Raw genomic sequence first — 23,552 nt, 5'->3', positions numbered from 1 at the left:
TATCTGCATTGTATGCCCACACATACAAAGTATACAAAACAATAACAGTTTCTTCGACTATGATTAAGCCCAAAAGTTCACCATAAGTCCAACAAAAGTGTTCTATTCAGGCCTGAAACGACGCAAATGCTGGACAGTCGCAAACCATGCTGCAATCCAACCAATCATACCTGAAATCAGTACCAGTAATAGTGATTCATCCCAACCCAGACCGTATAACTTGAAAGTGGTGCCGAAAACGCTGGCAACTTCAGTGACAACGCTGGAAAGTTTCCAGACTAGCAGGTACGAAAGAAGCAGCGAAAGGATCGCTCCCAGAATTCCCAGTAATGCCCCTCCATTGAGAAAAGGCCGGAGGATAAACCCATCCGTTGCTCCTATCAGTTTCATGACATTAATCGTTTCACGACGGCTGAAAATACTTAAACGCACACTGTTACCAATCACCAGAAGCAGCGCAACGACCATCAGCCCCCCTATTACCGCAGCAATCCGGCCAATAAGGTCAGCCAGTGCCGTCAGCCGGGCAAACCAGCCGTCATCCATTCTGACTTCTTCGATACCTTTTAGCTGTGCAACACGGTCACGTAATGTCGTCAGTGCCTGTGAATTCTGAAAATCCAGTTTAGGGGAGACAATCGCTACCGCTGGCAACGGATTTTCCTCCAGCATATCTAAGGCACTGGCAAACCCTGACCAGGCGCGAAATTCATTCACGGCCTCCTCACGGGACAGATAGTTCACTGACTTCACGCCATCCATTGCTTTTAGCTCTTCAATCAGCTGGTTAGAGCTGATGTCATTCAGTGACTTATCCAGATACACCGTGAGTTGTGGTACGGGATACCATTGTTCCACCGCCTGATTAACGTTTTTCCAGACGATGTAAAATACACTCGGTAATGTCAGAGAAATAGCTATCACCATGATGGTGAGCAAAGTCGCCAGTGGCTGGAATAACATATCAGACAAAGTGCTTTTCCATGCATAACGTGACTGTACGCGCCATCCTCCTTTCAGCGATTTGGAACGGGATTTGGGAGAAATCGTTTTCTTCATTGAATGACGGGCAGGCTTAGCCATGATGCTCTCCTTGCATACGTCCCTGATTCAGGGTCAGGATACGATAATTCCTGCGCTCAATAAGAGCGGTGTCATGCGTCGCCATAAGAACCGTCGTACCGACCCGGTTGAATTGTTCAAACAAGCGCATAATACCCTCAGATAGTTCACCATCCAGATTCCCCGTCGGCTCATCCGCCAGCAGGACGGTGGGTTTATTCACAACAGCGCGGGCAATACCAACACGCTGTTGTTCCCCTCCGGATAGCTGAATCGGGAAATTTTTCGCTTTGTCCAGTAGGCCAACCTTATCCAGCGCCGCTGATACCCGCCGACGAATATCTTCAGTACTGGCACCTGAGATAATCAATGGCATTGCGACATTATCGTACACAGTGCGATCCAGCAGCAGATGGTGATCCTGAAAAATCATACCGATCTGCCGACGTAAGAATGGGATCTCGCGGGTTTTCAATCGGCTGACATCATGCCCGCCAAACCAGATATAACCGGCACTCGGGCGCTCTATGCCACAAATAAGTTTCAGAAGCGTACTTTTACCCGCTCCTGAATGACCGGTTAAAAATGCCATTTCTCCCGGACGAAGGTGGAAATCCACCCCTTGTAGTGCCTGCCGTCCTCCCAGATAGGCTTTACTGACCTGTTCAAAGCGAATCATTGATAGTTAATCCTCCCGGGTAAAAAGAGCCTCTATAAAATCGTCAGCCTTAAATGGACGGAGATCCTCAATACCTTCCCCCACACCAATATAGCGGATCGGAATTTCGAATTGGTCCGCAATGGCGAAAATCACACCACCTTTTGCAGTTCCATCCAATTTGGTCAGTGAAATACCGGTCAAACCAACTGCTTCATGGAATAGTTTAGCCTGACTGACTGCATTTTGACCTGTGCTCGCATCCAAAGTCAGCATAATTTCATGCGGAGCTTCTTCATCCAGCTTTTTCATTACCCGCACGATTTTTTTCAGCTCTTCCATCAAATGCGCTTTATTCTGTAAACGTCCTGCGGTATCTGCAATCAGGACATCAACACCTTTAGCTTTAGCTGATTGAATAGCATCGAAAATGACGGAAGCCGGATCGGCACCGGTATGCTGGGCAACTACCGGGATTTTGTTGCGTTCACCCCAAACCTGCAATTGTTCCACCGCTGCTGCGCGGAAAGTGTCACCCGCAGCCAGCATGACGGTTTTACCCTGAGATTGGTATTGGCGAGCCAATTTACCAATTGTCGTCGTTTTACCAACGCCATTCACACCAACCATCAAAATGACATAAGGTGATTTACCCTCAACCTCCAGTGGTTTATCAACCTTAGCCAGAATACCCGACATTTCTTCTTTGAGTTTTACGTATAACGCTTCCGCATCTTTCAATTCTTTACGGCTGGCGTGAGTTGTCAAATTGTTAATGATCTTGCGAGTTGTTTCGACACCAACATCAGCAATCAGTAACTGTTCTTCCAGTTCTTCAAATAGATCATCATCAATTTTCTTACCACGGAATAATCCTAAAAATCCGGCCCCCAAATTCTGGCGGGTTTTTACCAGACTTTTTTTCAGACGAGCAAAAAAACCTTCTTTAGTCGGGCGTTCCTGCTCTTTAGGTAAGGAGGTCTGTTCTTCAGCCTGACGGGCTGCTTCTTCCGCCAAACGTTGTTGTTCCGCTTCTGCTGCCGCCTGACGCACCGCTTCTTCCGCCAAACGTTGCTGTTCCGCTTCTGCCGCCGCCTGACGCGCCGCTTCTTCGGCTAAACGCTGTTGTTCCGCTTCTGCTGCCGCCTGACGCGCCGCTTCTTCCGCTAAACGCTGTTGTTCCGCTTCTGCCGCCGCCTGACGCGCCGCTTCTTCCGCTAAACGCTGTTGTTCCGCTTCTGCTGCCGCCTGACGCGCCGCTTCTTCCGCCAAACGTTGCTGTTCCGCTTCTGCCGCTGCCTGACGCGCCGCTTTTTCCGCTAAACGTTGTTGTTCCGCTTCTGCCGCCGCCTGACGCGCTGCTTCTTCCGCTAAACGCTGCTGTTCCGCTTCTGCCGCCGCCTGACGCGCCGCTTCTTCCGCTAAACGTTGTTGTTCCGCTTCTGCTGCTGCCTGACGCGCCGCTTCTTCCGCTAAACGCTGTTGTTCCGCTTCTGCTGCCGCCTGACGCGCCGCTTCTTCCGCTAAACGCTGTTGTTCCGCTTCTGCCGCTGCCAGCTTTTCTTGTTCAATTTGTTCTTCTTGTTGTTGCTTCTTTTCCTGACGACCAAGTCCGAACCAAGAGAAGAAACCTCTTTTTTTTTCTTTTGCCATCGGCCACTACACTCCTCGCGGTTAATTATGGCGTTATCACAACCTACACCAGAAACTGACTGGAATTACCTTTATTTCAGGCCATCAGTTCTTATCGGGATAAGTCAAGAACTCAGACCAATAGACGCTATACTCTTCATATTTCAAGTTGCCTCTTTGTTGTCTGTGACATAAATTGAAATCTGTTAGGTCTCTATTTTAACAATTACGCCTACAGAGATAGGTTCTAATGGTGATAAAATCCAGTCTAACATTTTCATCTCACCACAACACATATTCTATTGAGGATTTCGTGGTAAATTAATCAATGGGTTTCCTGATCCTCGTCTTTTTATTCACCATCAAGGCCTGATAAGCAGTAGATAATATTACGGCGATGACAAATAATTAATTTATGTAACTATGACTAAAAAACCACAGCGCTCGTCTTTAGGGCAAATTCGTATTATTGGCGGAAAATGGCGCGGAAGAAAATTACCGGTTCCTGATAGTGAAGGGCTGCGTCCGACAACCGATCGTGTCCGAGAAACTCTGTTCAACTGGTTAATGCCCGTCATTCAGGGGGCTGATTGTCTGGATTGTTTTTCCGGCAGCGGAGCGCTCGGATTTGAAGCGTTATCACGTTATGCAAACAGCGCCACTTTGATTGAGTACGATCGTAATGTAGCAAAACAGCTATCAAATAATTTAGCGCTACTGAAAGCAGACAACGGTAAGGTGATACAAAACAATACGCTACAACATCTCAATCAGGCCGGAACGCCCTTTGATATCATTTTCCTTGACCCACCATTTCGGAAAGGAATGCTGGAAGAAACCATCAACTTGCTGGAAACTAACCGATGGCTGGCTAAGGAAAGCTGGGTTTATGTCGAAGCAGAATCTGAATCTGCCGCGACAGCAGTCCCTGCAAACTGGCACTTACACCGGGAAAAGATTGCCGGTCAGGTTGCATACAGGTTATATATTCGCCGCCAGTAAATGACGGTCTGGCTATTAAAATACAATTCTGGAGTCAATGATGTTTATCCAATTGGGAAGAGCAATTATGGTTTGTGTCTGGGGGATTATGATCCTAAATCTGGTTCACCCCTTCCCTAAGCCATTAAAGTATTTTATGGATATCGCTATGGTTTTTACTGTAGTCATGCATGCTTTCCAACTTTTGTTGTTAAAACACTCTCAGCCGAAAGACCAAAAACTTTCTGGCTGGTTGCAAACTAAGATCTTCTTTTTCGGGGTATTTGAGCTATTGTCATGGCAGAAAAAAACCCGGCTGGAAAAAAAATAATACCTTCATTTTCCCGGTAAATAACAAATAGTACTCAACAGCAACTCCCCAGCCATATAAGCAACAATGTGACTGGGGCAGATACCACAAAAAGTGGTCTTCCCGTTTATTACGCCAAACTTACGCCACACGATTACTCATTGACGTACATTCCTTTTGATAATAAAACGTTACCTTCTCGTTAATATAGAATTAAAGTTGGTACTCTCGCTTTATCCCCATCATAAACAGCAATTCCTGATAAAACAGGCGCTGAACATTTAAGGAAAGGAAAAATATGAGTTGGCCATTTCTTGCTGTGTTCTTCTCTGGATGGTTATATATTGATGCCGCCTATCGTGGTATCAAATGGCAGCAATGGGTGTTCTATCCGGTCACTATGCTGCTTCTGCTATTATGGGCATTTCAGGCTCCAAACCTTGAAGCTTCCGGCTACCTGATTATTGCAGGCCTTATCACCGCTCTGCTTTCTGACTCACTCCGAATGCTCCCCAGTAAGTATTTACTATTCTCATTCGTCGCGCTATTTCTGAGTTATTTGCTCTATACCATCAGCTTCGCCCTGCATATGAGTTTCCATTTATTCTTTCCACTGCCATTAATTCTATTGGTAGTAGGTATTGTAGTGATGCTGGTTATCTGGAGCCGTCTGGATCAATTACGCTGGCGGGTGCTGGATACCTGGGTTATGGTTCTCATCATGGTTTGGGTTGCCGGAGAACAATATTTTGCGCTCGGTAATGAAAGCCGTCTCTCAGCTATGGTCGGAGCAATTCTGTTACTTCTCGCACACAGTATCAGCATGATTAGCCAATACCGTTTTCCTTTTAAACTCTCAAAAGCAATCGTAGCTTCCTGCCGTTTTATCGGGCACTTTTTGATTATCCGTTCACTGATTATTTAAATCATTGCTTTATTCTCATCCTAAGTGAGACGTTGGCATCAACGCCTCACTTCAATACCCAGATATTATTGCCATTTTTCCCAATTACAACGTTGTCTGCTACATTGCAGATCCCATCGGTAATAGCACAATTCATCAAAATAATTGCTTTTTTTATTTGACTCTGGAGTGAACTCTAAAGTGTAGAGTTAATGGTAATCAACCTGAATAAACATCATTGAGAGGCCATTATGTTCTCTATTTCCAAAAAACATAAACAATCGCAGCGTGGCTCTATCTCGTCCCCCAAAAGGGCCTTGCAGGGTTCTTCCAGCATAAGAAATGAAAGTAAGCAATCACGTACACGTGATACAAAGCATCAACATTCCCATAGTCATGCCCACTCCCATAATAAAAGCCATTCGCATGATCATCATGGCGGAAGTTGCTCGCATACTCACGCACACCCTGTACAGGATACAGCTCCCGCTGAACTGACTGCCAGACAGCGTTTTAACTGGATTATTCAGGGTATGGATTGCCCAAGTTGTGCAGGCAAAATCGAAAATGCAGTGAAAAGACTGGCTAAAGTTAAACAGGTCAAGGTGTTATTTACTACCGAAAAGCTGGTTGTGGATGCGGATTCAGATATTCGGAGTGATGTCGTCAGGGCGGTGAAGCAAGCGGGTTTTGAAATCAAAGAAACCGATTCAACATCTAAACTGCCACCAGCAACCAGCCTCTGGAAAACATTCTCTCCGATTCTCCTTCTTGCTGTACTGATGGCCGCTAGCGGGGTCATCGCTAAAATGAGTGCTCCTGCCGGAAAAATCGCCTTCATCATAACGGTCTTAATTGGGTTATATCCTATCGCAGTCAAAGCCATCAGGTTGTTCCGTTCTGGATCTTTCTTTGCCATTGAAACATTGATGACCGTAGCGGCTATCGGTGCATTGTTCATCAATGCTACTTCAGAGGCTGCAATGGTAATTTTACTGTTCAAGTTAGGCGAAATCTTAGAAGGTTATGCCGCAGGTCGTGCTCGAAGAGGTGTCAGCGCTCTGATGGCACTGGTTCCCGAACAGGCACTACTTGTCAAAGATGGCATCAAGAAAAAGGTTCCTGCCGCTGAATTGCGTCCGGGAGACATTATTGAAATCGCTCCGGGTGCTCGTTTACCTACAGATGCCGAACTTCTTAACTCGTTTGCCAGTTTCGATGAAAGTGCTCTGACGGGAGAATCTGTCCCTGTTGAACGCCAGCAAGGGGAAAAAGTCGCAGCCGGTTGTCTTTCGATTGATAGATCCGTGCAAATGCAGGTTGTTTCTGAACCGGGACACAATGCCATTGATCGTATCCTACGGTTAATTGAAGAAGCTGAAGAACGCCGTGCTCCGATTGAGCGTTTTATTGATAAATTCAGCCGCATCTATATGCCACTGATTATCCTACTCTCGGCACTTGTTATCGTGATACCTCCCCTGTTTTTCGCCGAACCGTGGGATATGTGGATCTATCGCGGTCTGACTCTGCTATTGATTGGCTGCCCTTGTGCACTGGTTATTTCAACGCCTGCTGCTATTACTTCCGCACTCGCCGCTGCCACTCGCCGTGGTGCACTTATCAAAGGCGGTGCAGCATTAGAGCAACTCGGCAGCATCACCACGATTGCACTGGATAAAACCGGTACACTGACTGAAGGAAAGCCTCAGGTTACGAATGTTGAACCCGTGGAAAATATCAGTGTGGAAACATTACTGGCATTAGCGGGTTCGGTAGAAAGTGGTTCTCATCATCCGCTGGCAAAAGCCATTCTTAATGAAGCGGAAAATAAAGGTGTAACGGTTGTCGAAGCAGAGAACCGTAAAGCTCTTGCCGGTATTGGAATTGAAGGTCAGTTATCAGGGCAGAAAATACTGGTTTCTGCTCCCGGTCGGCTTTCTGAAAATGTTTTATCACCACAATGGAAACAGCGGGTTATTGAACTGGAAGACAGCGGTAAAACAACCGTTGCCATTGTTCAGGATGGGCAGTTTATTGGCCTGATTGCCATGCAGGATACTTTGCGTCAGGATGCCATTGAAGCTATCCAGTCTCTGAAGCGTCAAGGCGTCAATGCGGTGATGCTAACAGGCGATAATCCCCGGGCAGCGGCAGCTATTGCAGACCAGTTGGATATTGATTACCGGGCCGGATTGCTACCGGAAGACAAAGTCACTGCGGTTATGCAGCTTAATGAAAAACACAAAACGATGATGGTCGGTGATGGTATTAACGATGCACCGGCAATGAAAGCATCAAGTATTGGGGTCGCGATGGGAAGCGGTACGGATGTTGCGCTGGAAACAGCTGATGCCGCACTGACTCATAACCGGCTGACTGGTCTGGCGGAAATTATTACTCTGTCACGGGCAACACACTACAATATTCGTCAGAATATCACTATCGCATTAGGCTTGAAGGCTATATTCCTTATCACCAGTTTACTGGGGATTACAGGGTTGTGGATGGCAGTGTTAGCGGATTCAGGAGCTACAGCGCTGGTGACAGCGAATGCTATCCGTCTGCTGCGCATCAAAACAAGAAACAATAAATAATTTCTCTGCATGAATACTCCCTCACTCAAATATGAGTGGGGGATATGTAATTAACTCAGAAATACTTTGAAAGTTCATGAAATAGTTTATGAGTAACTTTCTAATTATTTTTATTTCCCCTCATATTATTCCATTTTTAATCTACTTGAGTTCACAACTTGTTTATTAAAAAGCACACTTCTTTTTTCGTCTCGAAAATAAAGATAGCGAACCAATCAGGTATATTTCACACTCTTTCATCCACATCCGCCCGGTGGTTGTGGCCAAACCACCGGGCTATTAATTATTGAACAATACTCTCCAGATTACTGGCAAATATTTTGTGTATGTATCAAGATTTATTATAAAAAAACGCCGGAATACAGATTATTCCTTTAATACTCTTATTTGATTGCAACTTAATGTAATCAGAAAATTATCAGCATCCTTTTCTAAAAGATATCCTTTACCCAAAAAGTATTATAATAGCCACGTAGGCTTTCAGGCTGTTATTGATAAAATATTTAACAGGCCAATAATAGATAAAACAAATTGAAAAGGTGCTAAGGCGCACCTTTTCAAAATAAGACTACAGTTACTCAAGATTGCTATTAAGACAAAAGGAAATATGGTACTTAGTGAGGTGATAAGATTTCCAAGTCCCACATTGATAAGCTTAGCACGGGTTTATATTTCTACCAGTTTATTAAGCAATCTTTTAATTTTTTTTGATTAGATACCGATAAGGCGTTTCCGCTGTCTCATGAGCAAGCAGAGTATGTTCCATAAAACGACAAAAACCGGGAATATCACGAGTCGTCGCCGGATCATCCGCAACGATCAATAAAGTCTGCCCGACATCCATGTGACGGACAGTTTTACGTACCATCATTACCGGCTCTGGGCAGCGTAATCCCTGTGTATCAAGGGTTTTATCAGGGTTGGCAAAAACATCAGACATAACAATCTCTGTAGGTTCAAACAATCTATAGCGGTGGATTATATTACATATTCACCTCAATCACCGCATTTTGAAATCCATTGAGTATATTACTCAACCCGCGTATGATGCTTCTCTCCTGATAATTCAGGGAAATTTGTTTCTGGGTTCCCTCACCCCATCCAGCAAAAAGGTACAATATGTTTCAACTTACTAAGCAGCAGAAAGCTTCGGCTTTAATCTGGCTTTCACTGTTTCATATTCTGATTATTACTTCCAGTAACTATCTGGTGCAATTGCCTATTTCTATTTTTCGTCTTCATACCACCTGGGGAGCCTTCACCTTTCCCTTTATCTTTCTGGCAACAGATTTAACCGTACGTATTTATGGTGCACCATTAGCACGCCGAATAATTATGACGGTCATGCTTCCGGCTCTGATTATTTCTTACTTCATCTCTGCGCTATTTTTTCAGGGATCATGGCAGGGTTTTTCGGCCTTAGGAACGTTTAATCTATTTGTTGCCCGCATTGCAACAGCAAGTTTTATGGCTTATGTTCTCGGTCAGATATTAGATGTCGGCGTGTTCAACCGTCTGCGTCAGAACCAGCGTTGGTGGATGGCACCGGCAGCGGCCATGTTTTTCGGTAATATGCTTGATACTCTTGCCTTTTTCTTTATCGCTTTTTATCGCAGCAGCGATGCCTTTATGGCAACTCACTGGGTAGAAATCGCGTTAGTGGATTATGCATTTAAGCTGTTTATTTGTATGCTCTTCTTCCTACCGGCTTATGGCATCTTACTGAACCTTATCTTGAAATTCTTTTTCTCTCACTCATCAGATAAGGCACTGGCACAGACCCGCTAAAACGACATTGCGCCCTGAGCTAATCAGGGTGCTGATCGCCTTTCAGCTTTTCCTCACAAATCGCGCATTTCCTGCTTTTACAGATAACCTACGGGTATGTTTTGTCGTATAGTGTTGGCGGACAGGCAAACACACACTTTTATTCGAAACGACTGATAACCTGTCACATACCGATGCTATTAACAGGTTATGTTGAGTTTCCAGTGAAGAAGGAATATTTCTTATGCTGAAAGTTATCCAGTCTCCATCCAAATATATCCAAGGGCCAGATGCGATATCCTACATTGGCCACTACACGAAAATACTTGCTGATCATGTTTTTGTTATTGCTGATAATTTTGTACTCAATCTTATTGGAGATACAGTCAGTAAGAGCCTGAAACAAAATGAAGTCACCAGCCATTTTGAAGTCTTCAACGGCGAGTGCAGCCGTAAAGAAATAGAACGCCTGTCAGCCATCCTACTCACTAATCAATGTCAGGCCGTAATTGGAATTGGTGGAGGAAAAACGCTTGATACCGCAAAAGCTGTAGCACACGAATCAAAATTACCCATTCTTGTTTCTCCGACTCTGGCCTCAACGGATGCACCAACCAGTGCGCTTTCCGTTCTGTATACAGAATTGGGGGAATTTGATAGCTACCTGTTCTATCCTAAAAATCCCGATATTGTGTTAGTGGACACGAAAATTATTGCAAAATCACCTGTCCGGCTGTTTATTGCTGGTATGGGAGATGCACTGGCTACCTACTTTGAAGCGAGGGCCAGCAGTACAGCACATCATCCGACTATGGCAGGAGGAACAACTTCTCTGGCCGGGCTGGCATTGGCTAAATTGTGTTACGACACATTATTGTCAGAAGGTTATAAAGCAAAACTGGCGGTAGAAGCCGGAGTGACAACGCCTGCGGTTGAAAATATTGTTGAAGCCAATACCTATCTCAGCGGAATTGGTTTTGAAAGTGCAGGCCTTGCCGCTGCACACGCCATCCATAATGGGTTTACCATCCTGGAAGAGTGTCACCACCTGTATCATGGTGAAAAAGTCGCATTTGGTACGCTGACACAGCTCATATTAGAAAATAGCCCCTGTGAAGAACTAGAAACCGTACTCGACTTTTGTGTACAAGTTGGCCTTCCAATTACGCTGGAACAACTTGGCCTGCGCGATAGTGAAAATTTGCATCAGAAAATTATGCAGGTCGCTAAAGTAAGCTGTGCAGAAGGGGAAACTATTCACAATATGCCATTTACCGTCACCCCAGAGCAGGTCTATGCCGCAATTCTGGCAGCAGATCAGATGGGAAAAGACTGGTTATACTAATTTAGTATCAGCGTGATTTTTGCGGTTTCAGGGCGGGAACCCTCGCCCTATTTGGTCACGCCATTAACATGATGGATAACATAACGAGTGCTTCGCCCTCCCGCTTCTGTTTTTTCCAAATACCCCAATTCTGTCAGGTAGATTAGATGTCGGGTGGCTGTAGCCCTGCTCACTTTAGCCACTTTCTGATATTGGCTGCTATTAATTCCTTGAGAGAAATCACCGTCTAACATTCTGTTCAGTACCTTCACTTGCTCTTCATTGAGCTGGCTCTGATCAACACGACGCCAAAACCGGGTTTTCTTCACGGTTCCATCAATTTGTTTCAATTTAACAATCAGAGTGTTATTCAGGGTTTGTAGAAACCATCTCATCCAGCCCGTAATATCCAACCCACCACGCTGTGTCTGTTCCAACATTTCATAATATTGTTTCCGACTTTCGCAGATACTCACAGACATCGCATAAAGCCGGATTGATCGGCTTTCTGCCTGCGCTAGTGCCAGATCAGTCAGAAAACGGGTTATACGACCATTACCATCTTCCAGTGGATGAAGAGTGACAAACCACAGATGCACAATCGCTGCCCGCAAAATAGGGTCAAGATTAGGGTCATAATAGGAACGGTTAAACCATGTGATAAATTCTGCAACCTCTTGCGGTAGCCGTTCGGCTGGCGGGGCTGAAAAGTGGATAATTGGCTTGTCTATTCTGCCCGACACAACTTCGATACCGCCATGTCGCAATTGCCCACCGCTGATGGGATTAATTAACCGATAACCGACAGGAAACATCCACTCATGCCACTGCAAAATACGTTCAAGAGTTAACGGTTCTTGATATTTTTCTACGACTTCAAACGCGATTCGTGCGATGCCATCAGATTGTTCACTGATTGGATACGGAGTTTCCTCACTGATACCCAGATGATTCGCCAGCGAAGAACGTACTGATGCTACGTTTAGTTTTTCTCCTTCTATCTCACAGGAATAGAGAATACTGGCTAAGAGGTTATCCAGCGTTGCTTGCTCAGTATTTTCAGTCGCAGATAAACCGAGTAACAGCCCCTGATTAAAATTAATCTCACGTAGAATGGAGATCAATTCATGTTCATTCCATTGGAAATCAGGCCAATTTTTCTGTTCCCATATCCACATGACCATTCACCTCATGATATCAATCAGTTGGTCATTCTACTCACTAAATGAGGCAAATAACAACACTATTCGCCTCATAAAATGAGGCAAATAATCGATCTAATTGCCTCATGAGTTGGAAAATAGGTTAATTCAGCCCAGCGCTCGCGCCAGTAAACTCATCGGATGTTCGCATTTTTTGCTGGTAGACATCTCTATCTGCCATTTACAGGTTTCGCAATCGGTGATCACCAAATCAACGCCACTTTCTTCGATTTGCCGGAACAGGCCAGCACCAATCCCCTGAGATACTTCATAATTTTCTTTTTTGAAACCATAAGTTCCGGCAATCCCACAACACTGAGAGTCCAGAATAATTAATTCAATACCCGGAATACGCTTAATCAACTCAATCGAATAGGCTGCCCAGCCCATTTTTTCCATATGACATGGCGTATGGTAAGCCACTTTCAGAGGCATCGTTTTCAAAGGCAGATCACGCCCCTGATCCAGCAACCGATAAATATAGCGGGTTGCCAGCTCAATATGATCACGTACCGGGCGGGTATCTACGCCCAGAATATGCGGATATTCATCGCGTAAGGTAAAAGTACAACTGGATGAAGTTGTTACAACGGGAATTTGTCGCTCAATCACACTTTCTGTTAATGAGAGCAGGTTAGCTTTCGCCTGACGTTTCGCCCTATTCATAAAGCCATTGGCGATCAACGGCACGCCACAACATTTTTCCCGCGTCAGTAATTGGACACCAATCCCCATTCCATTAAAGACTTTCAATAAATCCTTACCCAGTTGTGGATGGTTATAATTGACGAAACAACCATGAAAATAGGCAACCTGCTCTGTAAATTGCTGTTGAATGGATGCCTGTTTGTGATACCAGCGCCGAAACGTTCCGAAAGAGTATTTTGGTAATTCACGTCGGTGATCAATCCTGAGCGTTTTATCCAGCAGATGGCGCACTGGCTTCAGGCTGGTCACTGAATTGACGATGGGAGCAAGCGGAGTAGAAAGAGTGCCCATCATATCGGTGTGGCTGAGAATGACATCCCGTAATTTAGGCCGCTGTGAGTGATAATCTGCTTTTGCCCGCAGGATAATATCACCGATTTTTACATCAGACGGACATGCAACTTCACAGCGCTTGCAGTTAGTGCAGTATTTCAGCGCTTCATCATATAAAGCAGGATCTTTTAAACGCAGGCGCTCTCCATCCGGGCCGGCCTGTTTTGGCCCGGGATAGCCCGGATTAGCTTTAACCACCGGGCATTGGGTAGTACAGACAGTACATTTAATACAGCTTTCAAAACTGTTATCCGCTATGTTCATTGTGCAATCTCCGGTATCCGCTGTTTTGTAACTCGTTGCCCGGTGATGATTTGTTCAGCAACAAATAAGGCACTCAATAAAGAAACTCCGGCACCACAGCCTTCAAACAATGGATCATATCCCCCCAGCACAGAACCGGCAGCATACAGGTTTTCCACCACCTGACCTGACTTTAATGGCCGTAAATATTCATCCGTGGTGACACCAAATTTAAGATATGGCTGAGGAGTAAAAACATTTTGCCGTGTCCATTGTTCACGTGAAGAGTACGCCAGCAGATCTAAATCAAGTAAGGGTTCATAAACCCGATCAAATTGTGCTTTCAGTCCATTACTGAAAAAACTACCGGTTGCCAGAATCACGTGAGAAGCCCGCAGTGGAATATCACCATGATTACGAGTGTACAAACCAGTAATATGGTTCTCTGCCATTTCCACACCGTTGACTGTATCTCCCGTCATTATTACTCCACCAAAGTGGCGGAACCGATCACGTAATATCTGATCCACCCGGATCCCCAACAGAGAAGGCGGTAACGTCGGTAACAAATAGACGGGCTTTTGCACCTGTATCTGCAATGCCTGCACGACTTGATCAGTTTCCAGACCAATACAGGCAGGCAGGAACACAACCTCATACCCCTGCGCCAGACGGCTGATTTCCTCCGCTATCAGTGTCAGGCTCTGAGGCAGATCCAGTAAATGGGCAATATTAACGGAGCGAAATTCACTGGGGTTATCACGCAGTCTGTCGAGAAAAGGTAAGTGAATCTCCTGCGCACTGGCTTTCACCCCCTGTCTCTGTAGCGCACTGGCGACGATGCCGGGCTGAAAATCCAGAAATCCCGCAATGCCGATCACAACAACACTTTCCCATTTAAATGGCCGTTCCAGCTCACGAACCGGTACTCGTGCCGGGCTTAACCATGTCATGCGCTGACGGCCAACGGGCGTAACACGATAATGGTTTTGTGAAGCAGAACCAGTCATAACCAGTCCGCTGTCCCTGATTAATTTTTCAGCCTGATAAGCCAGTGGTGCTACTTTTTTTTCTCCTATCCGACTGTAAGGATGATACGGAGCCTGTCTGGTCAATTCAGATAAGGCATGTAAGGGATGAGTGACTTCACTTCCGTCAGGTAAACGGGCAAGAAAATCCATCGAGCCAGAAGAAAAATAAAGAGAGCTTTGGCCTGAACTGACTATCGCACAGGATTTACCTGCCTCTGCCAGCCGAATGCCGCTGACCAATCCCGCCAGCCCGCTTCCAATAATGACAGTATCAAATTTCATTATCAGCCCCCGTTATTGTCTGGTTATCAGTATCATGGTCATCTAAACCGCACAGTCCCTGATAAACCCAGCTGGTGAACTCGCTTTCCCGTAACGCGTCACCCCAGACGACAGGGCGGATCCCTTTCCAGCGTTCATTCAGGAACTGTTTCAGTTGCTGCTCTGATTCCTGTTCTGTTATTACACCGAGACGGTTAAGCACCCCTGCTGCACGACAGGCACACAGCTCTCCCTGACAGGTTCCCATGCCAACACGAGTGCGACGACGCAAGTCCAGTAGGTTAGTAACCGCCAAAGATTCCGTTGCATAACGTACTTCTCCCGCAGTTACCGCTTCACATTCACATACCAAACTTTTATCTGATCGTTCGGTACTCAGTAACTGGCTGGCGCGATCGCCATGACGATAAATGGCCGACTCACGAATGGGAGCGGAGAGAGTTACGGTGCTACAATGCGGTTTTTTACTATGTGGGATTTTACTGTGTGACGTGTGCTGGCGTGTTTGTTCGGTGGAGTTCTCTGAGCCGGGCAGTGGCTCCTGTGCTGTTGTACAATGCGCGGTAATATTAAGTTTCTCGCAAATCTTATCGGTTGCCCATTCAGCCATCAGGCGATATGTCATCAGTTTACCGCCAGTAATGGTTATAAATCCGTCCAGACCATCACGTTGGGCATGATCAAGCAGCACAATACCACGGCTGACGTTTCTGCCCGATGGATCATCATCACTCGCGACTAAAGGGCGGACTCCCGCATAAGCCCGTAAGATACGGGTTTGTGCAAGCCGGGGGGATAATTTTGCTCCCTCCCTGATTAAGATATCCACCTCTTCCTTAGTCACATGCATGTTATCAATCTGATCGTATTCAATGCGGGAAGAAGTCGTGCCAATCAGCGAAATAGTGTCACCGGGTACGAGAATATCGGCATCTGCGGGTTTACGACAGCGATTGATCACCATATTGTTAATGCGATGCCCTAAGATCAGCAACGATCCTTTGGCCGGCAGCATATGGACTCTGAGATCCGCATACTCCGCAATTTTCTGCCCCCAAATTCCACCAGCATTCACCACTATCGGCGCATAAATGTTATACAAGCGCTTAGCGCGATGATCATAAACATGAACACCGGTAATTTTATCCCCTTGCCTGATTAACCCCATGACTTCATGATACGTCAGTATTTGTGCACCATGCTCTCTGGCATCCAGCATATTGGCCGCCGTCAGCCGGAAAGGATCAACCGTCCCATCAGGCACAATCACAGCCCCGATCAAATCCGGGTTAACTGCCGGTTCAAAACGTTTCGCTTCTTCAGGATCAATCGCCTGTGTATCAATTCCTGCCTTTTCACACGCTGCAATAAAAGTTTGCTGATATTCCAGTGAATCTTCCGGCAAGGTAATAAACAAACCGTGTGTTTTTTCAATGCAGTGTCGGGCAATAGATTTGAGTATCCTGTTTTCTTTTATACACTCTTTTGCCGATTCGCTGTCTGTGACGGCATAGCGTGCACCGCTATGCAACAGACCATGATTGCGTCCGGTTGCACCTGTTGCAATATCATGCCGCTCCAATAAAACGCAGCGTAAACGCCTGCGGGCGCAATCTCTTGCAATACCGGCACCTGTTGCGCCTCCACCAATAATAATGACATCAGTTTCTGTTACAGGAGAGCCATTCATCAGAGATGCTCCTTTCTTTGCCAGTCACATATCCGGCCAGTAAATCCGATTGATGATAAAAATATATCCAAAATGGATAGGAATTGTTTGATAAGGAACAAAAACGAACCTAAAACGCGTATTTTGGACGACAAAAAAATCAATACCGTGAGAAATATCACTATTTTTTGAGGGGTTTTTATTAAAAGTGGTTAACGTTTTGTGAAAAGAAACTGAACGACATGATGATTTGGTATTCTTGTTTTCGCTAAAAAAACCGTCCCTTTGAGAACATAATGCCGGGAACTATGTTACCGATCCCTTTGTGGAATAAATTATTTTTCTTTTTGTAATAAAATGATGGGCCCTGAACCTGTTTCGCCTAAAATATCATTGGGATTACGTAATGGGCATTCTGTCAATGAAAGGCAGCCACAACCAATACAACCATCCAAATTATCACGCAACCGGGTTAATTTTGTTATGCGCTGCTCCAGCGAATCCCGCCAGTGCAAGGAAATTATTCGCCATTGTTCAGCTGTAAGTTTACTATTAGGGGGAAACTGACTGAGTATTTCCTGTATTTCTTTCAAAGGAATACCTGTGCTCTGTGCTACTTTGATAATTGCGATATAACGCAGCACAACCGCAGGAAAACGGCGCTGATTTCCCTGATTGCGTGAGCTTTTGATTAATCCTTTAGATTCATAAAAATGTACTGTCGCTACCGTCACCCCACTACGTTTTGCTACTTCTCCCACCGTTAATGCTCTATTTAAATTAATGGCCCTATTTTTTTTCATTTCTATGTAACCCGGGTTAACTTTCAGTTTTATGGAAAAAATCTAACGTTTCTGCCAATTGGTCAAATACTTCACCGTTTTTTCGTAAATTGGGCCAGAATTCCAATTTATTCATCGTGTCTCTAGTCATCGGTCAAGGCCATAATCTGATAATGACCAAACGGCAGAAACTTAATTAAGCACATCAACTCTTCTTTCTTATTGATGTCACTATTCCGCCTTATAAACCAAGGAAAAAACATTATTAGAGTTCAAATTTTTTCTCCATTCACTTGGCGTTATACCAAAATGTTTTTTAAATGATCGGGAAAAAGATTGTTGAGAATCAAACTGATACTGTAACGCCACATTGTAAAGTGTATTTTTCGATGAACAGATAGAAATAGCAGCGTTAGACAAACGTCGTTCGATTATATAGCTACCTAGAGTAGTTCCTGTTATATTTTTAAAAATCCGTTGCAAATGCCATTTACTATAACCAGACTTTTTAGCGACGATTTCAATGTTTAACTCATTCTCAATGTTTTTTTCAATCCAATGAATAAGATCTTCAATAACCTTCTCATTAATAATATTTTTCATGTTCTCAACCCATCATCAATAAGTTGTTTATTTTAAAACATATTATTATTCAGAAAATCTGAATTACCCAGTTAACAGTTTATTATTCAAGCCTGAAAAAACCGGTTACTCACTACAACCAACACATTAAAATTTAAGTAACCGGACTTGAATTTACGTAGTACTGAAAGCAGCTATTTTTAAACAAAATGAAAGCTCATAATTCAACATTATAATATTGACCTATATGTAGATTGTAATATCTATAGGTTATCATCAATATATGATGCATAACTATTAGCTATCTATATATCTCAGCAGTTCCACTTAACTGATTCTGGCCAGATGCAGAGATAATACGGAAATATTTTGCTCCCGCTTCGTCAGCCTTTTTGGATAATTGCTCAGTGAGTGCTTCTAACGTTTCTGCCCCTGTTACTGAAACAATGCCTATCTTCTCTCCTGTTGCGGATTTGACCTCAACTGCGGCCATTGAACCAAATGAAATCGTGCTTAGTGCCAATAACGCGATAATATACTTTGAGGTTTTCATCGTGTGATCCTATTTTATTTTTCAATTTACGAAAGTTCTGTGAAATATTTTATCAATTGGTAGCAGCATTGGATTATTACTTTAGAACCTCAAGTTAACATGAGGTCAATAGGTATAGTAAAAATAAATATATTTTTTATAAGAGCCTAACAAATCAGAACATTTTATATATTATAATTCAATTAGTTAACTAAAAAAACAGGAAGAAAAAATAAGCAATATATTGATGTGATAAAGCTGAGCTCAGAAAAAAATAGGTACATTACATCAATCAAAGGTGCTGGCAGTATTGTCAATTACTACATGAAAGTTACTTCGGATTTTGTATCCAAGCTTAGATAACCATATAAAAATTAATAATTCCAACTTTTTGATATCTAATGTCAGATTCAAATAACGACCAGTAAAAGTAAAGCTATTTTATTTATCTTCATTATATCTATTGACTTCATGTTAACTTGAGGTTCTAGAGTAAATATTTAACGAATAAACTACTAGGTCACGTATAGGAGTTTCTATGGTTGGTCAAACAGAGAATTCTAAACTACCACTATTCCTTTCCAAACCATCTAGTCATATTTATTTCACTGGAGATCATTCAATTAATAAACTCCATTGAAAAAATGAATAACCATTCGAAAAACCAAATTAAAAATTAAATTCCTTAAGAGATTTATATAAATCATGAAAAAGAAAATATCTGTTTGTCTGGGTGTTACTTTCTTGCTGGTAACCAGTCTTGTGGTTTATCCCCTAAATACTTCTTCTACGAATGAATCATCAAATACGGCTTATCCAGCTATAAAAGTGGCATTGGCAGAAGTAAAAGAGATTCATCTTCCGAGAACATTACACGGTGTCGGAGAACTTGAAGCTGACAAGCAAGTTTATTTGGCGGTGGAAACCAGTGGAAAAGTCACTGATATTACATTTGAGTCTGGTCAATATGTCGAACAAGGCCAATTGTTGGTGAAAATTAACGATAGCGTTGAGCGAGCTGAACTGACCCGTTTACAAGCACAATGGAAAAATGCTGACAACCTCTATCAGCGCACCAATAAATTATTTACCAGCAAGGCGGTTGCCACATCCGAATTGGATAAGGCATTAGCGGAGCGGGATATGGCATCAGCGGCCATTAAACAAATAGAAGCGCAGATAGCTCAGAAAACTCTCCGGGCATCTTTTTCAGGCGTCCTCGGGATACGACAAGTCCAATTAGGGCAATACCTTCATGCAGGAGATGTGATTGCCAACCTAGTGGATGCCAAAAAACTCAAATTGAATTTTTCTCTGGATGAACAGACGGTTCCTGACCTGAGGGTTGGACAGTCAGTCAATATCGTGGTTGATGCCTATCCGAATCAGAATTTTACCGCCCAAATAAAGGCGATTGATCCTCTGATAGGAAGATCACGCACTGTGCAGCTACAGGCAACTCTGGATAATCCCGAAGGAAAATTAAAAGCAGGCATGTATGCCAGTATTCAGGTCATGCGTCAGGAAAATACCCTCGCTTTGGTGATACCTGAAACGGCTGTGACTTATACCGCTTACGGAGATACTGTATTTATAGCACAAGGCGCAGCGCAAGACCCCAGCCAACCTATGACTGTAAAACGCATTTCTATTGATGTGGGACAGCGTTGGAATGGTTTAGTGGAAATCAAAAAAGGCTTAGTTAAGGGCGATCGGGTTGTGACATCTGGCCAACTGAAATTACATGATGACATCCCTGTGGTCACGGTCGATGAAGATACCTTGAATATAGCAAAATTATCTATCACAGGTGCTTGATGGAGAAGGAAAATGATATTTACTGATATTTTTGTTCGCCGTCCGGTACTTGCTTTGGTAGTCAGTACATTGATCTTCTTATTGGGGCTATTTTCCCTCAATAAACTTCCTATCCGGCAATATCCACAATTAGAAAGTTCCACAATAACTGTGGTGACAAAATATCCGGGGGCTTCATCTGATTTGATACAGGGATTTGTCACCCAACCCATCTCACAGGCTATTTCTTCTATTGAAGGTATCGATTATCTATCATCTTCCTCAGTACAGGGCAGAAGTACCATTACGATTCGTATGGAGCTTAACCAAAATTCAACGCAGGCTCTGGCGCAAGTGATGGCAAAGATAAATCAGGTCAGATATAAGCTACCAAAACAAGCTTATGATCCCGTTATTGAGCTGTCTTCAGGAGAATCAACGGCAGTTGCTTATGTTGCATTTTCCAGTGATTCGTTGCCGGTATCGGCGGTAACAGATTACCTTTCAAGAGTCGTTGAACCCATGTATTCATCCATTGAAGGTGTTTCTACGGTTCAGGTTTTTGGAGGACAACAACTCTCTATACGTTTATGGCTGGATGCGGATCGTCTAGCGGGACGTGGATTAACTGCTGCAGATGTAGCAGCGGCAGTCAGGCAAAATAACTATCAGGCGACACCCGGAAAAGTGAAAGGCGAATATGTCGTTTCAAATGTCCACGTCAACACAGATCTCACTAGTGTTGATGAGTTCCGTGATTTGGTCATTCGTAATGATGGTAATGGATTAATTCGTCTGAAAGATGTCGGCACGGTAGAACTGGGTTCCGCCTCCACAGAAACCAATGCAATGTTAAATGGTAAAGCAGCGGTGCATCTGGGGTTATTTTCTACTCCAACGGGGAACCCGCTTATTATTGTCGAAGGTATCAAAAAATTGTTACCGGACATTGAAAAGACACTTCCACCGGGTGTTAAGGTTGAACTGGCGTTCGAAACCTCCCGCTTTATTAAGGCTTCTATTGATGAAGTGACCAAAACCTTGTTAGAAGCTTTGGTTATCGTGATGATAGTGATTTATCTCTGTTTGGGTTCATTGCGTAGTGTATTGATCCCGATAGTTGCTATTCCACTATCAATGTTAGGTGCGGCAGGGCTGATGCTGCTCTTTGGTTTCAGTATCAATTTATTGACATTGTTAGCAATGGTGTTGTCAATCGGTTTAGTCGTCGATGATGCGATTGTAGTGGTTGAAAACGTACATCGCCATATTGAAGAAGGGAAATCGCCAATCATGGCAGCCTTTATTGGTGCAAGAGAAGTGGCAGGCCCTGTGATTGCTATGACAATTACACTTGCCGCAGTTTATGCCCCAATTGGGTTGATGTCTGGTCTGACTGGCACACTATTTAAGGAGTTTGCTCTGACGTTGGCGGGCGCAGTTATCGTATCCGGTATTGTTGCGCTTACGTTATCTCCGGTAATGAGTTCTTTTTTATTACAACCTAAGCAGCAAGAAGGAAGAATGGCCCGCTGGGCTGAGATCATTTTTGAGAAATTATCCCATCATTATTCTCTCCTGCTGAGTGTCTCTTTGCGTTATCGGTGGATAATGGGCGGATTTGCTGTGCTGGTTGTCATCAGCCTCCCCTTACTTTATCAGCAAGCCCATCAAGAATTAGCCCCGGTTGAAGATCAGGCTGGGTTGTTAGCTGCGGTTAAGTCCCCCCAACATGCTAACCTCGATTATGTGGAAAAATTTTCCCATAAACTGGAGCATGTATTTCGCGAAATTCCCGAGATGTCAGGGACATGGATTATTAATGGCGTTGACGGGGTTTCTTCGAGTTTTGGTGGCGTGGAATTATCAAAATGGAGTGAACGTCAGCGTTCCGCTTCAGAGATTCAGGCACAGTTACAGGTTGCCGTAGGTGAAGTGGAAGGCAGCAATATTTTTATATTCCAGCTTCCGCCATTACCCGGTTCAACCGGAGGGTTACCCATTCAGATGGTACTGCGTAGCTTACAGCCCTATCCTGTCCTGTACCAAACGATGGAGGAAATTAAGCAACAAGCACGTTTAAGCGGGTTATTTGTTGTCGTAGATAGTGATCTGGACTATAACAATCCGGTAGTACAGGTTCAGATTGACCGGGCCAAAGCCAATAGTCTGGGAATTAAAATGCAGGACATTGGGGAGTCATTAGCATTGCTGGTAGGAGAGGACTACATCAACAGATTCGGGATGCAAGGCCGTTCATATGATGTAATTCCACAAAGTATACGTGACCAACGATTAACACCGGAAGCCTTATCCCGCCATTTTGTCAGGACTGAAAATCAAAATATGATCCCACTTTCTACGATTGTCTCTGTTTCGACAAAAGTTGAACCCAATAAACTAACCCAGTTCAATCAGCAAAATGCAGCCATTTTTCAGGCTATTCCTGCCCCAGGGGTAACGATGGGACAAGCAGTGGCTTTCCTTGAGAGTGTGCTGGATAATTTACCTGTAGGATTCAGCTACGACTGGCAATCTGACTCCCGTCAATATAAGCAGGAAGGGCATGCTTTGCTTTTCGCATTCTTAGCCGCATTAATCATCATTTATCTGGTACTGGCTGCTCAGTACGAAAGCCTCATTGATCCTTTGATAATACTGATCACCGTTCCCCTTTCGATTTGTGGTGCTCTGATCCCGTTAGCCATGGGATATATTACACTGAACATTTACACTCAAATTGGCTTGGTAACCTTGATAGGGCTTATCAGTAAGCACGGTATTTTAATGGTAGAATTTGCCAATAAATTACAGGAGCGCGAAGGGCTGGATAATCGTTTAGCTATCTTGCAGGCCGCAAAAATTCGTCTTCGGCCGGTATTGATGACGACAGCTGCAATGGTTATTGGCCTGATCCCACTCTTGCTGGCCAGTGGTGCGGGGGCTAATAGCCGCTTTGGTCTCGGATTGGTGATCGTATCGGGTATGCTGGTAGGCACATTTTTCACCTTATTTGTATTACCAACTATATATACCCTACTGGCAAGAAATCACTCTGCCTTTGCGGTAACACCAAGAAAACAGCAGGTTATAGAAGCTGATAAAATGGTGTAGCAAACTGTTTAAAAGGGAAAAAACCATGCAATCTGATTAGCG

19 protein-coding genes are annotated in these 23,552 nt (G+C 44.1%); 8 read left to right on the top strand and 11 right to left on the bottom strand.

Annotated features, from left to right (window positions below; genetic code table 11):
- Nucleotides 1-102 precede the first annotated feature (102 nt).
- Genes ftsX through ftsY form a run of 3 tightly spaced genes read right to left on the bottom strand, consistent with a single transcriptional unit; the run spans nt 103 to nt 3,373 of the window.
- Entirely contained in the window at nt 103-1,083 is a 981-nt protein-coding gene (ftsX, locus tag AACS92_RS01445; RefSeq protein WP_099109611.1) for a permease-like cell division protein FtsX, read from the bottom strand.
- Nucleotides 1,076-1,741 carry a cell division ATP-binding protein FtsE gene (gene ftsE / locus AACS92_RS01440; RefSeq protein ID WP_099109610.1) on the bottom strand — a complete coding sequence of 222 codons (666 nt, stop codon included), beginning with the start codon at nt 1,739-1,741 and terminating at the stop codon, nt 1,076-1,078. The genes ftsX and ftsE overlap by 8 nt, the downstream gene beginning before the upstream one ends.
- Nucleotides 1,742-1,747: 6 nt before the next feature.
- A complete protein-coding gene (ftsY, locus tag AACS92_RS01435) occupies nt 1,748-3,373 on the bottom strand; it encodes a signal recognition particle-docking protein FtsY (protein ID WP_099109609.1) in 1,626 nt (541 codons plus the stop codon).
- A 402-nt stretch (nt 3,374-3,775) separates the two neighbouring features.
- Here ftsY and rsmD point away from each other — a divergent pair, with 402 nt between their 5' ends.
- The 4 genes from rsmD to AACS92_RS01415 all read left to right on the top strand — a co-directional run bounded on the left by rsmD (nt 3,776) and on the right by AACS92_RS01415 (nt 8,144).
- Entirely contained in the window at nt 3,776-4,354 is a 579-nt protein-coding gene (gene rsmD, locus AACS92_RS01430) for a 16S rRNA (guanine(966)-N(2))-methyltransferase (RefSeq protein ID WP_099109608.1), read from the top strand.
- Nucleotides 4,355-4,394: 40 nt separating this feature from the next.
- Entirely contained in the window at nt 4,395-4,664 is a 270-nt protein-coding gene (locus AACS92_RS01425; RefSeq protein WP_099109607.1) for a DUF1145 family protein, read from the top strand.
- Between the two features lie 277 nt (nt 4,665-4,941).
- Nucleotides 4,942-5,568 carry a lysoplasmalogenase gene (locus tag AACS92_RS01420; RefSeq protein ID WP_099109606.1) on the top strand — a complete coding sequence of 209 codons (627 nt, stop codon included), beginning with the start codon at nt 4,942-4,944 and terminating at the stop codon, nt 5,566-5,568.
- Between the two features lie 230 nt (nt 5,569-5,798).
- On the top strand, nt 5,799-8,144 hold the full coding sequence (locus tag AACS92_RS01415) for a zinc/cadmium/mercury/lead-transporting ATPase (protein WP_099109605.1): 2,346 nt from the start codon (nt 5,799-5,801) through the stop codon (nt 8,142-8,144).
- A 697-nt stretch (nt 8,145-8,841) separates the two neighbouring features.
- Here the strand turns inward: AACS92_RS01415 and tusA are convergent.
- Nucleotides 8,842-9,084, bottom strand: coding sequence for a sulfurtransferase TusA (gene tusA, locus AACS92_RS01410; protein WP_099109604.1), 243 nt, complete (start codon nt 9,082-9,084; stop codon nt 8,842-8,844).
- Between the two features lie 179 nt (nt 9,085-9,263).
- Here tusA and AACS92_RS01405 point away from each other — a divergent pair, with 179 nt between their 5' ends.
- Nucleotides 9,264-9,932, top strand: a complete 669-nt coding sequence (locus AACS92_RS01405) for a 7-cyano-7-deazaguanine/7-aminomethyl-7-deazaguanine transporter (RefSeq protein WP_099109603.1) — start codon at nt 9,264-9,266, stop codon at nt 9,930-9,932.
- Between the two features lie 223 nt (nt 9,933-10,155).
- Entirely contained in the window at nt 10,156-11,256 is a 1,101-nt protein-coding gene (locus AACS92_RS01400) for a glycerol dehydrogenase (protein WP_099109602.1), read from the top strand.
- Between the two features lie 47 nt (nt 11,257-11,303).
- Here the strand turns inward: AACS92_RS01400 and AACS92_RS01395 are convergent, their stop codons facing one another.
- The 7 genes from AACS92_RS01395 to bhsA all read right to left on the bottom strand — a co-directional run bounded on the left by AACS92_RS01395 (nt 11,304) and on the right by bhsA (nt 18,620).
- Nucleotides 11,304-12,413 (bottom strand): Fic family protein, encoded by a 1,110-nt coding sequence (locus AACS92_RS01395; RefSeq protein WP_099109601.1) that lies wholly within the window; start codon nt 12,411-12,413, stop codon nt 11,304-11,306.
- A gap of 132 nt (nt 12,414-12,545) precedes the next feature.
- Nucleotides 12,546-13,742: an anaerobic glycerol-3-phosphate dehydrogenase subunit GlpC gene (gene glpC / locus AACS92_RS01390; RefSeq protein ID WP_099109600.1), complete on the bottom strand. Its 1,197-nt coding sequence runs from the start codon at nt 13,740-13,742 to the stop codon at nt 12,546-12,548.
- Nucleotides 13,739-15,034 (bottom strand): glycerol-3-phosphate dehydrogenase subunit GlpB, encoded by a 1,296-nt coding sequence (gene glpB / locus AACS92_RS01385; RefSeq protein ID WP_099109599.1) that lies wholly within the window; start codon nt 15,032-15,034, stop codon nt 13,739-13,741. The genes glpC and glpB overlap by 4 nt, the downstream gene beginning before the upstream one ends.
- The gene (gene glpA, locus AACS92_RS01380; protein WP_099109598.1) at nt 15,024-16,727 is read right to left on the bottom strand and encodes an anaerobic glycerol-3-phosphate dehydrogenase subunit A; all 1,704 of its coding nucleotides are present in this window, start codon (nt 16,725-16,727) and stop codon (nt 15,024-15,026) included. The genes glpB and glpA overlap by 11 nt, the downstream gene beginning before the upstream one ends.
- A gap of 311 nt (nt 16,728-17,038) precedes the next feature.
- On the bottom strand, nt 17,039-17,506 hold the full coding sequence (gene soxR, locus AACS92_RS01375) for a redox-sensitive transcriptional activator SoxR (protein ID WP_099109597.1): 468 nt from the start codon (nt 17,504-17,506) through the stop codon (nt 17,039-17,041).
- Between the two features lie 210 nt (nt 17,507-17,716).
- The gene (locus AACS92_RS01370; protein ID WP_099109596.1) at nt 17,717-18,088 is read right to left on the bottom strand and encodes a helix-turn-helix domain-containing protein; all 372 of its coding nucleotides are present in this window, start codon (nt 18,086-18,088) and stop codon (nt 17,717-17,719) included.
- A 280-nt stretch (nt 18,089-18,368) separates the two neighbouring features.
- Nucleotides 18,369-18,620: a multiple stress resistance protein BhsA gene (gene bhsA, locus AACS92_RS01365; protein WP_099109595.1), complete on the bottom strand. Its 252-nt coding sequence runs from the start codon at nt 18,618-18,620 to the stop codon at nt 18,369-18,371.
- 684 nt (nt 18,621-19,304) lie between these two features.
- Between bhsA and AACS92_RS01360 the strand changes: the two genes are divergently transcribed.
- Nucleotides 19,305-20,417 carry an efflux RND transporter periplasmic adaptor subunit gene (locus AACS92_RS01360; protein ID WP_099109594.1) on the top strand — a complete coding sequence of 371 codons (1,113 nt, stop codon included), beginning with the start codon at nt 19,305-19,307 and terminating at the stop codon, nt 20,415-20,417.
- A gap of 12 nt (nt 20,418-20,429) precedes the next feature.
- Complete coding sequence (locus AACS92_RS01355) at nt 20,430-23,510, top strand: MexW/MexI family multidrug efflux RND transporter permease subunit (protein ID WP_099109593.1); 3,081 nt, start codon at nt 20,430-20,432, stop codon at nt 23,508-23,510.
- Nucleotides 23,511-23,552: the final 42 nt, after the last annotated feature.

The organism is Xenorhabdus sp. KJ12.1, from assembly GCF_963876495.1.
GTDB classification, from domain to species: Bacteria; Pseudomonadota; Gammaproteobacteria; order Enterobacterales; family Enterobacteriaceae; genus Xenorhabdus; species Xenorhabdus stockiae.
This window is presented reverse-complemented; position numbering and strand designations above follow the sequence as displayed.

Coding starts and splice junctions, on each gene's coding strand:
- AACS92_RS01395 (WP_099109601.1), bottom strand. CDS start 12,413: ATGTGGATATGGGAACAGAAAAATTGGCCTGATTTCCAATGGAATGAA.
- tusA (WP_099109604.1), bottom strand. CDS start 9,084: ATGTCTGATGTTTTTGCCAACCCTGATAAAACCCTTGATACACAGGGA.
- AACS92_RS01405 (WP_099109603.1), top strand. CDS start 9,264: ATGTTTCAACTTACTAAGCAGCAGAAAGCTTCGGCTTTAATCTGGCTT.
- bhsA (WP_099109595.1), bottom strand. CDS start 18,620: ATGAAAACCTCAAAGTATATTATCGCGTTATTGGCACTAAGCACGATT.
- ftsE (WP_099109610.1), bottom strand. CDS start 1,741: ATGATTCGCTTTGAACAGGTCAGTAAAGCCTATCTGGGAGGACGGCAG.
- rsmD (WP_099109608.1), top strand. CDS start 3,776: ATGACTAAAAAACCACAGCGCTCGTCTTTAGGGCAAATTCGTATTATT.
- glpC (WP_099109600.1), bottom strand. CDS start 13,742: ATGAACATAGCGGATAACAGTTTTGAAAGCTGTATTAAATGTACTGTC.
- AACS92_RS01425 (WP_099109607.1), top strand. CDS start 4,395: ATGTTTATCCAATTGGGAAGAGCAATTATGGTTTGTGTCTGGGGGATT.
- soxR (WP_099109597.1), bottom strand. CDS start 17,506: ATGAAAAAAAATAGGGCCATTAATTTAAATAGAGCATTAACGGTGGGA.
- AACS92_RS01370 (WP_099109596.1), bottom strand. CDS start 18,088: ATGAAAAATATTATTAATGAGAAGGTTATTGAAGATCTTATTCATTGG.
- AACS92_RS01400 (WP_099109602.1), top strand. CDS start 10,156: ATGCTGAAAGTTATCCAGTCTCCATCCAAATATATCCAAGGGCCAGAT.
- AACS92_RS01355 (WP_099109593.1), top strand. CDS start 20,430: ATGATATTTACTGATATTTTTGTTCGCCGTCCGGTACTTGCTTTGGTA.
- ftsY (WP_099109609.1), bottom strand. CDS start 3,373: ATGGCAAAAGAAAAAAAAAGAGGTTTCTTCTCTTGGTTCGGACTTGGT.
- glpB (WP_099109599.1), bottom strand. CDS start 15,034: ATGAAATTTGATACTGTCATTATTGGAAGCGGGCTGGCGGGATTGGTC.
- AACS92_RS01415 (WP_099109605.1), top strand. CDS start 5,799: ATGTTCTCTATTTCCAAAAAACATAAACAATCGCAGCGTGGCTCTATC.
- ftsX (WP_099109611.1), bottom strand. CDS start 1,083: ATGGCTAAGCCTGCCCGTCATTCAATGAAGAAAACGATTTCTCCCAAA.
- AACS92_RS01360 (WP_099109594.1), top strand. CDS start 19,305: ATGAAAAAGAAAATATCTGTTTGTCTGGGTGTTACTTTCTTGCTGGTA.
- AACS92_RS01420 (WP_099109606.1), top strand. CDS start 4,942: ATGAGTTGGCCATTTCTTGCTGTGTTCTTCTCTGGATGGTTATATATT.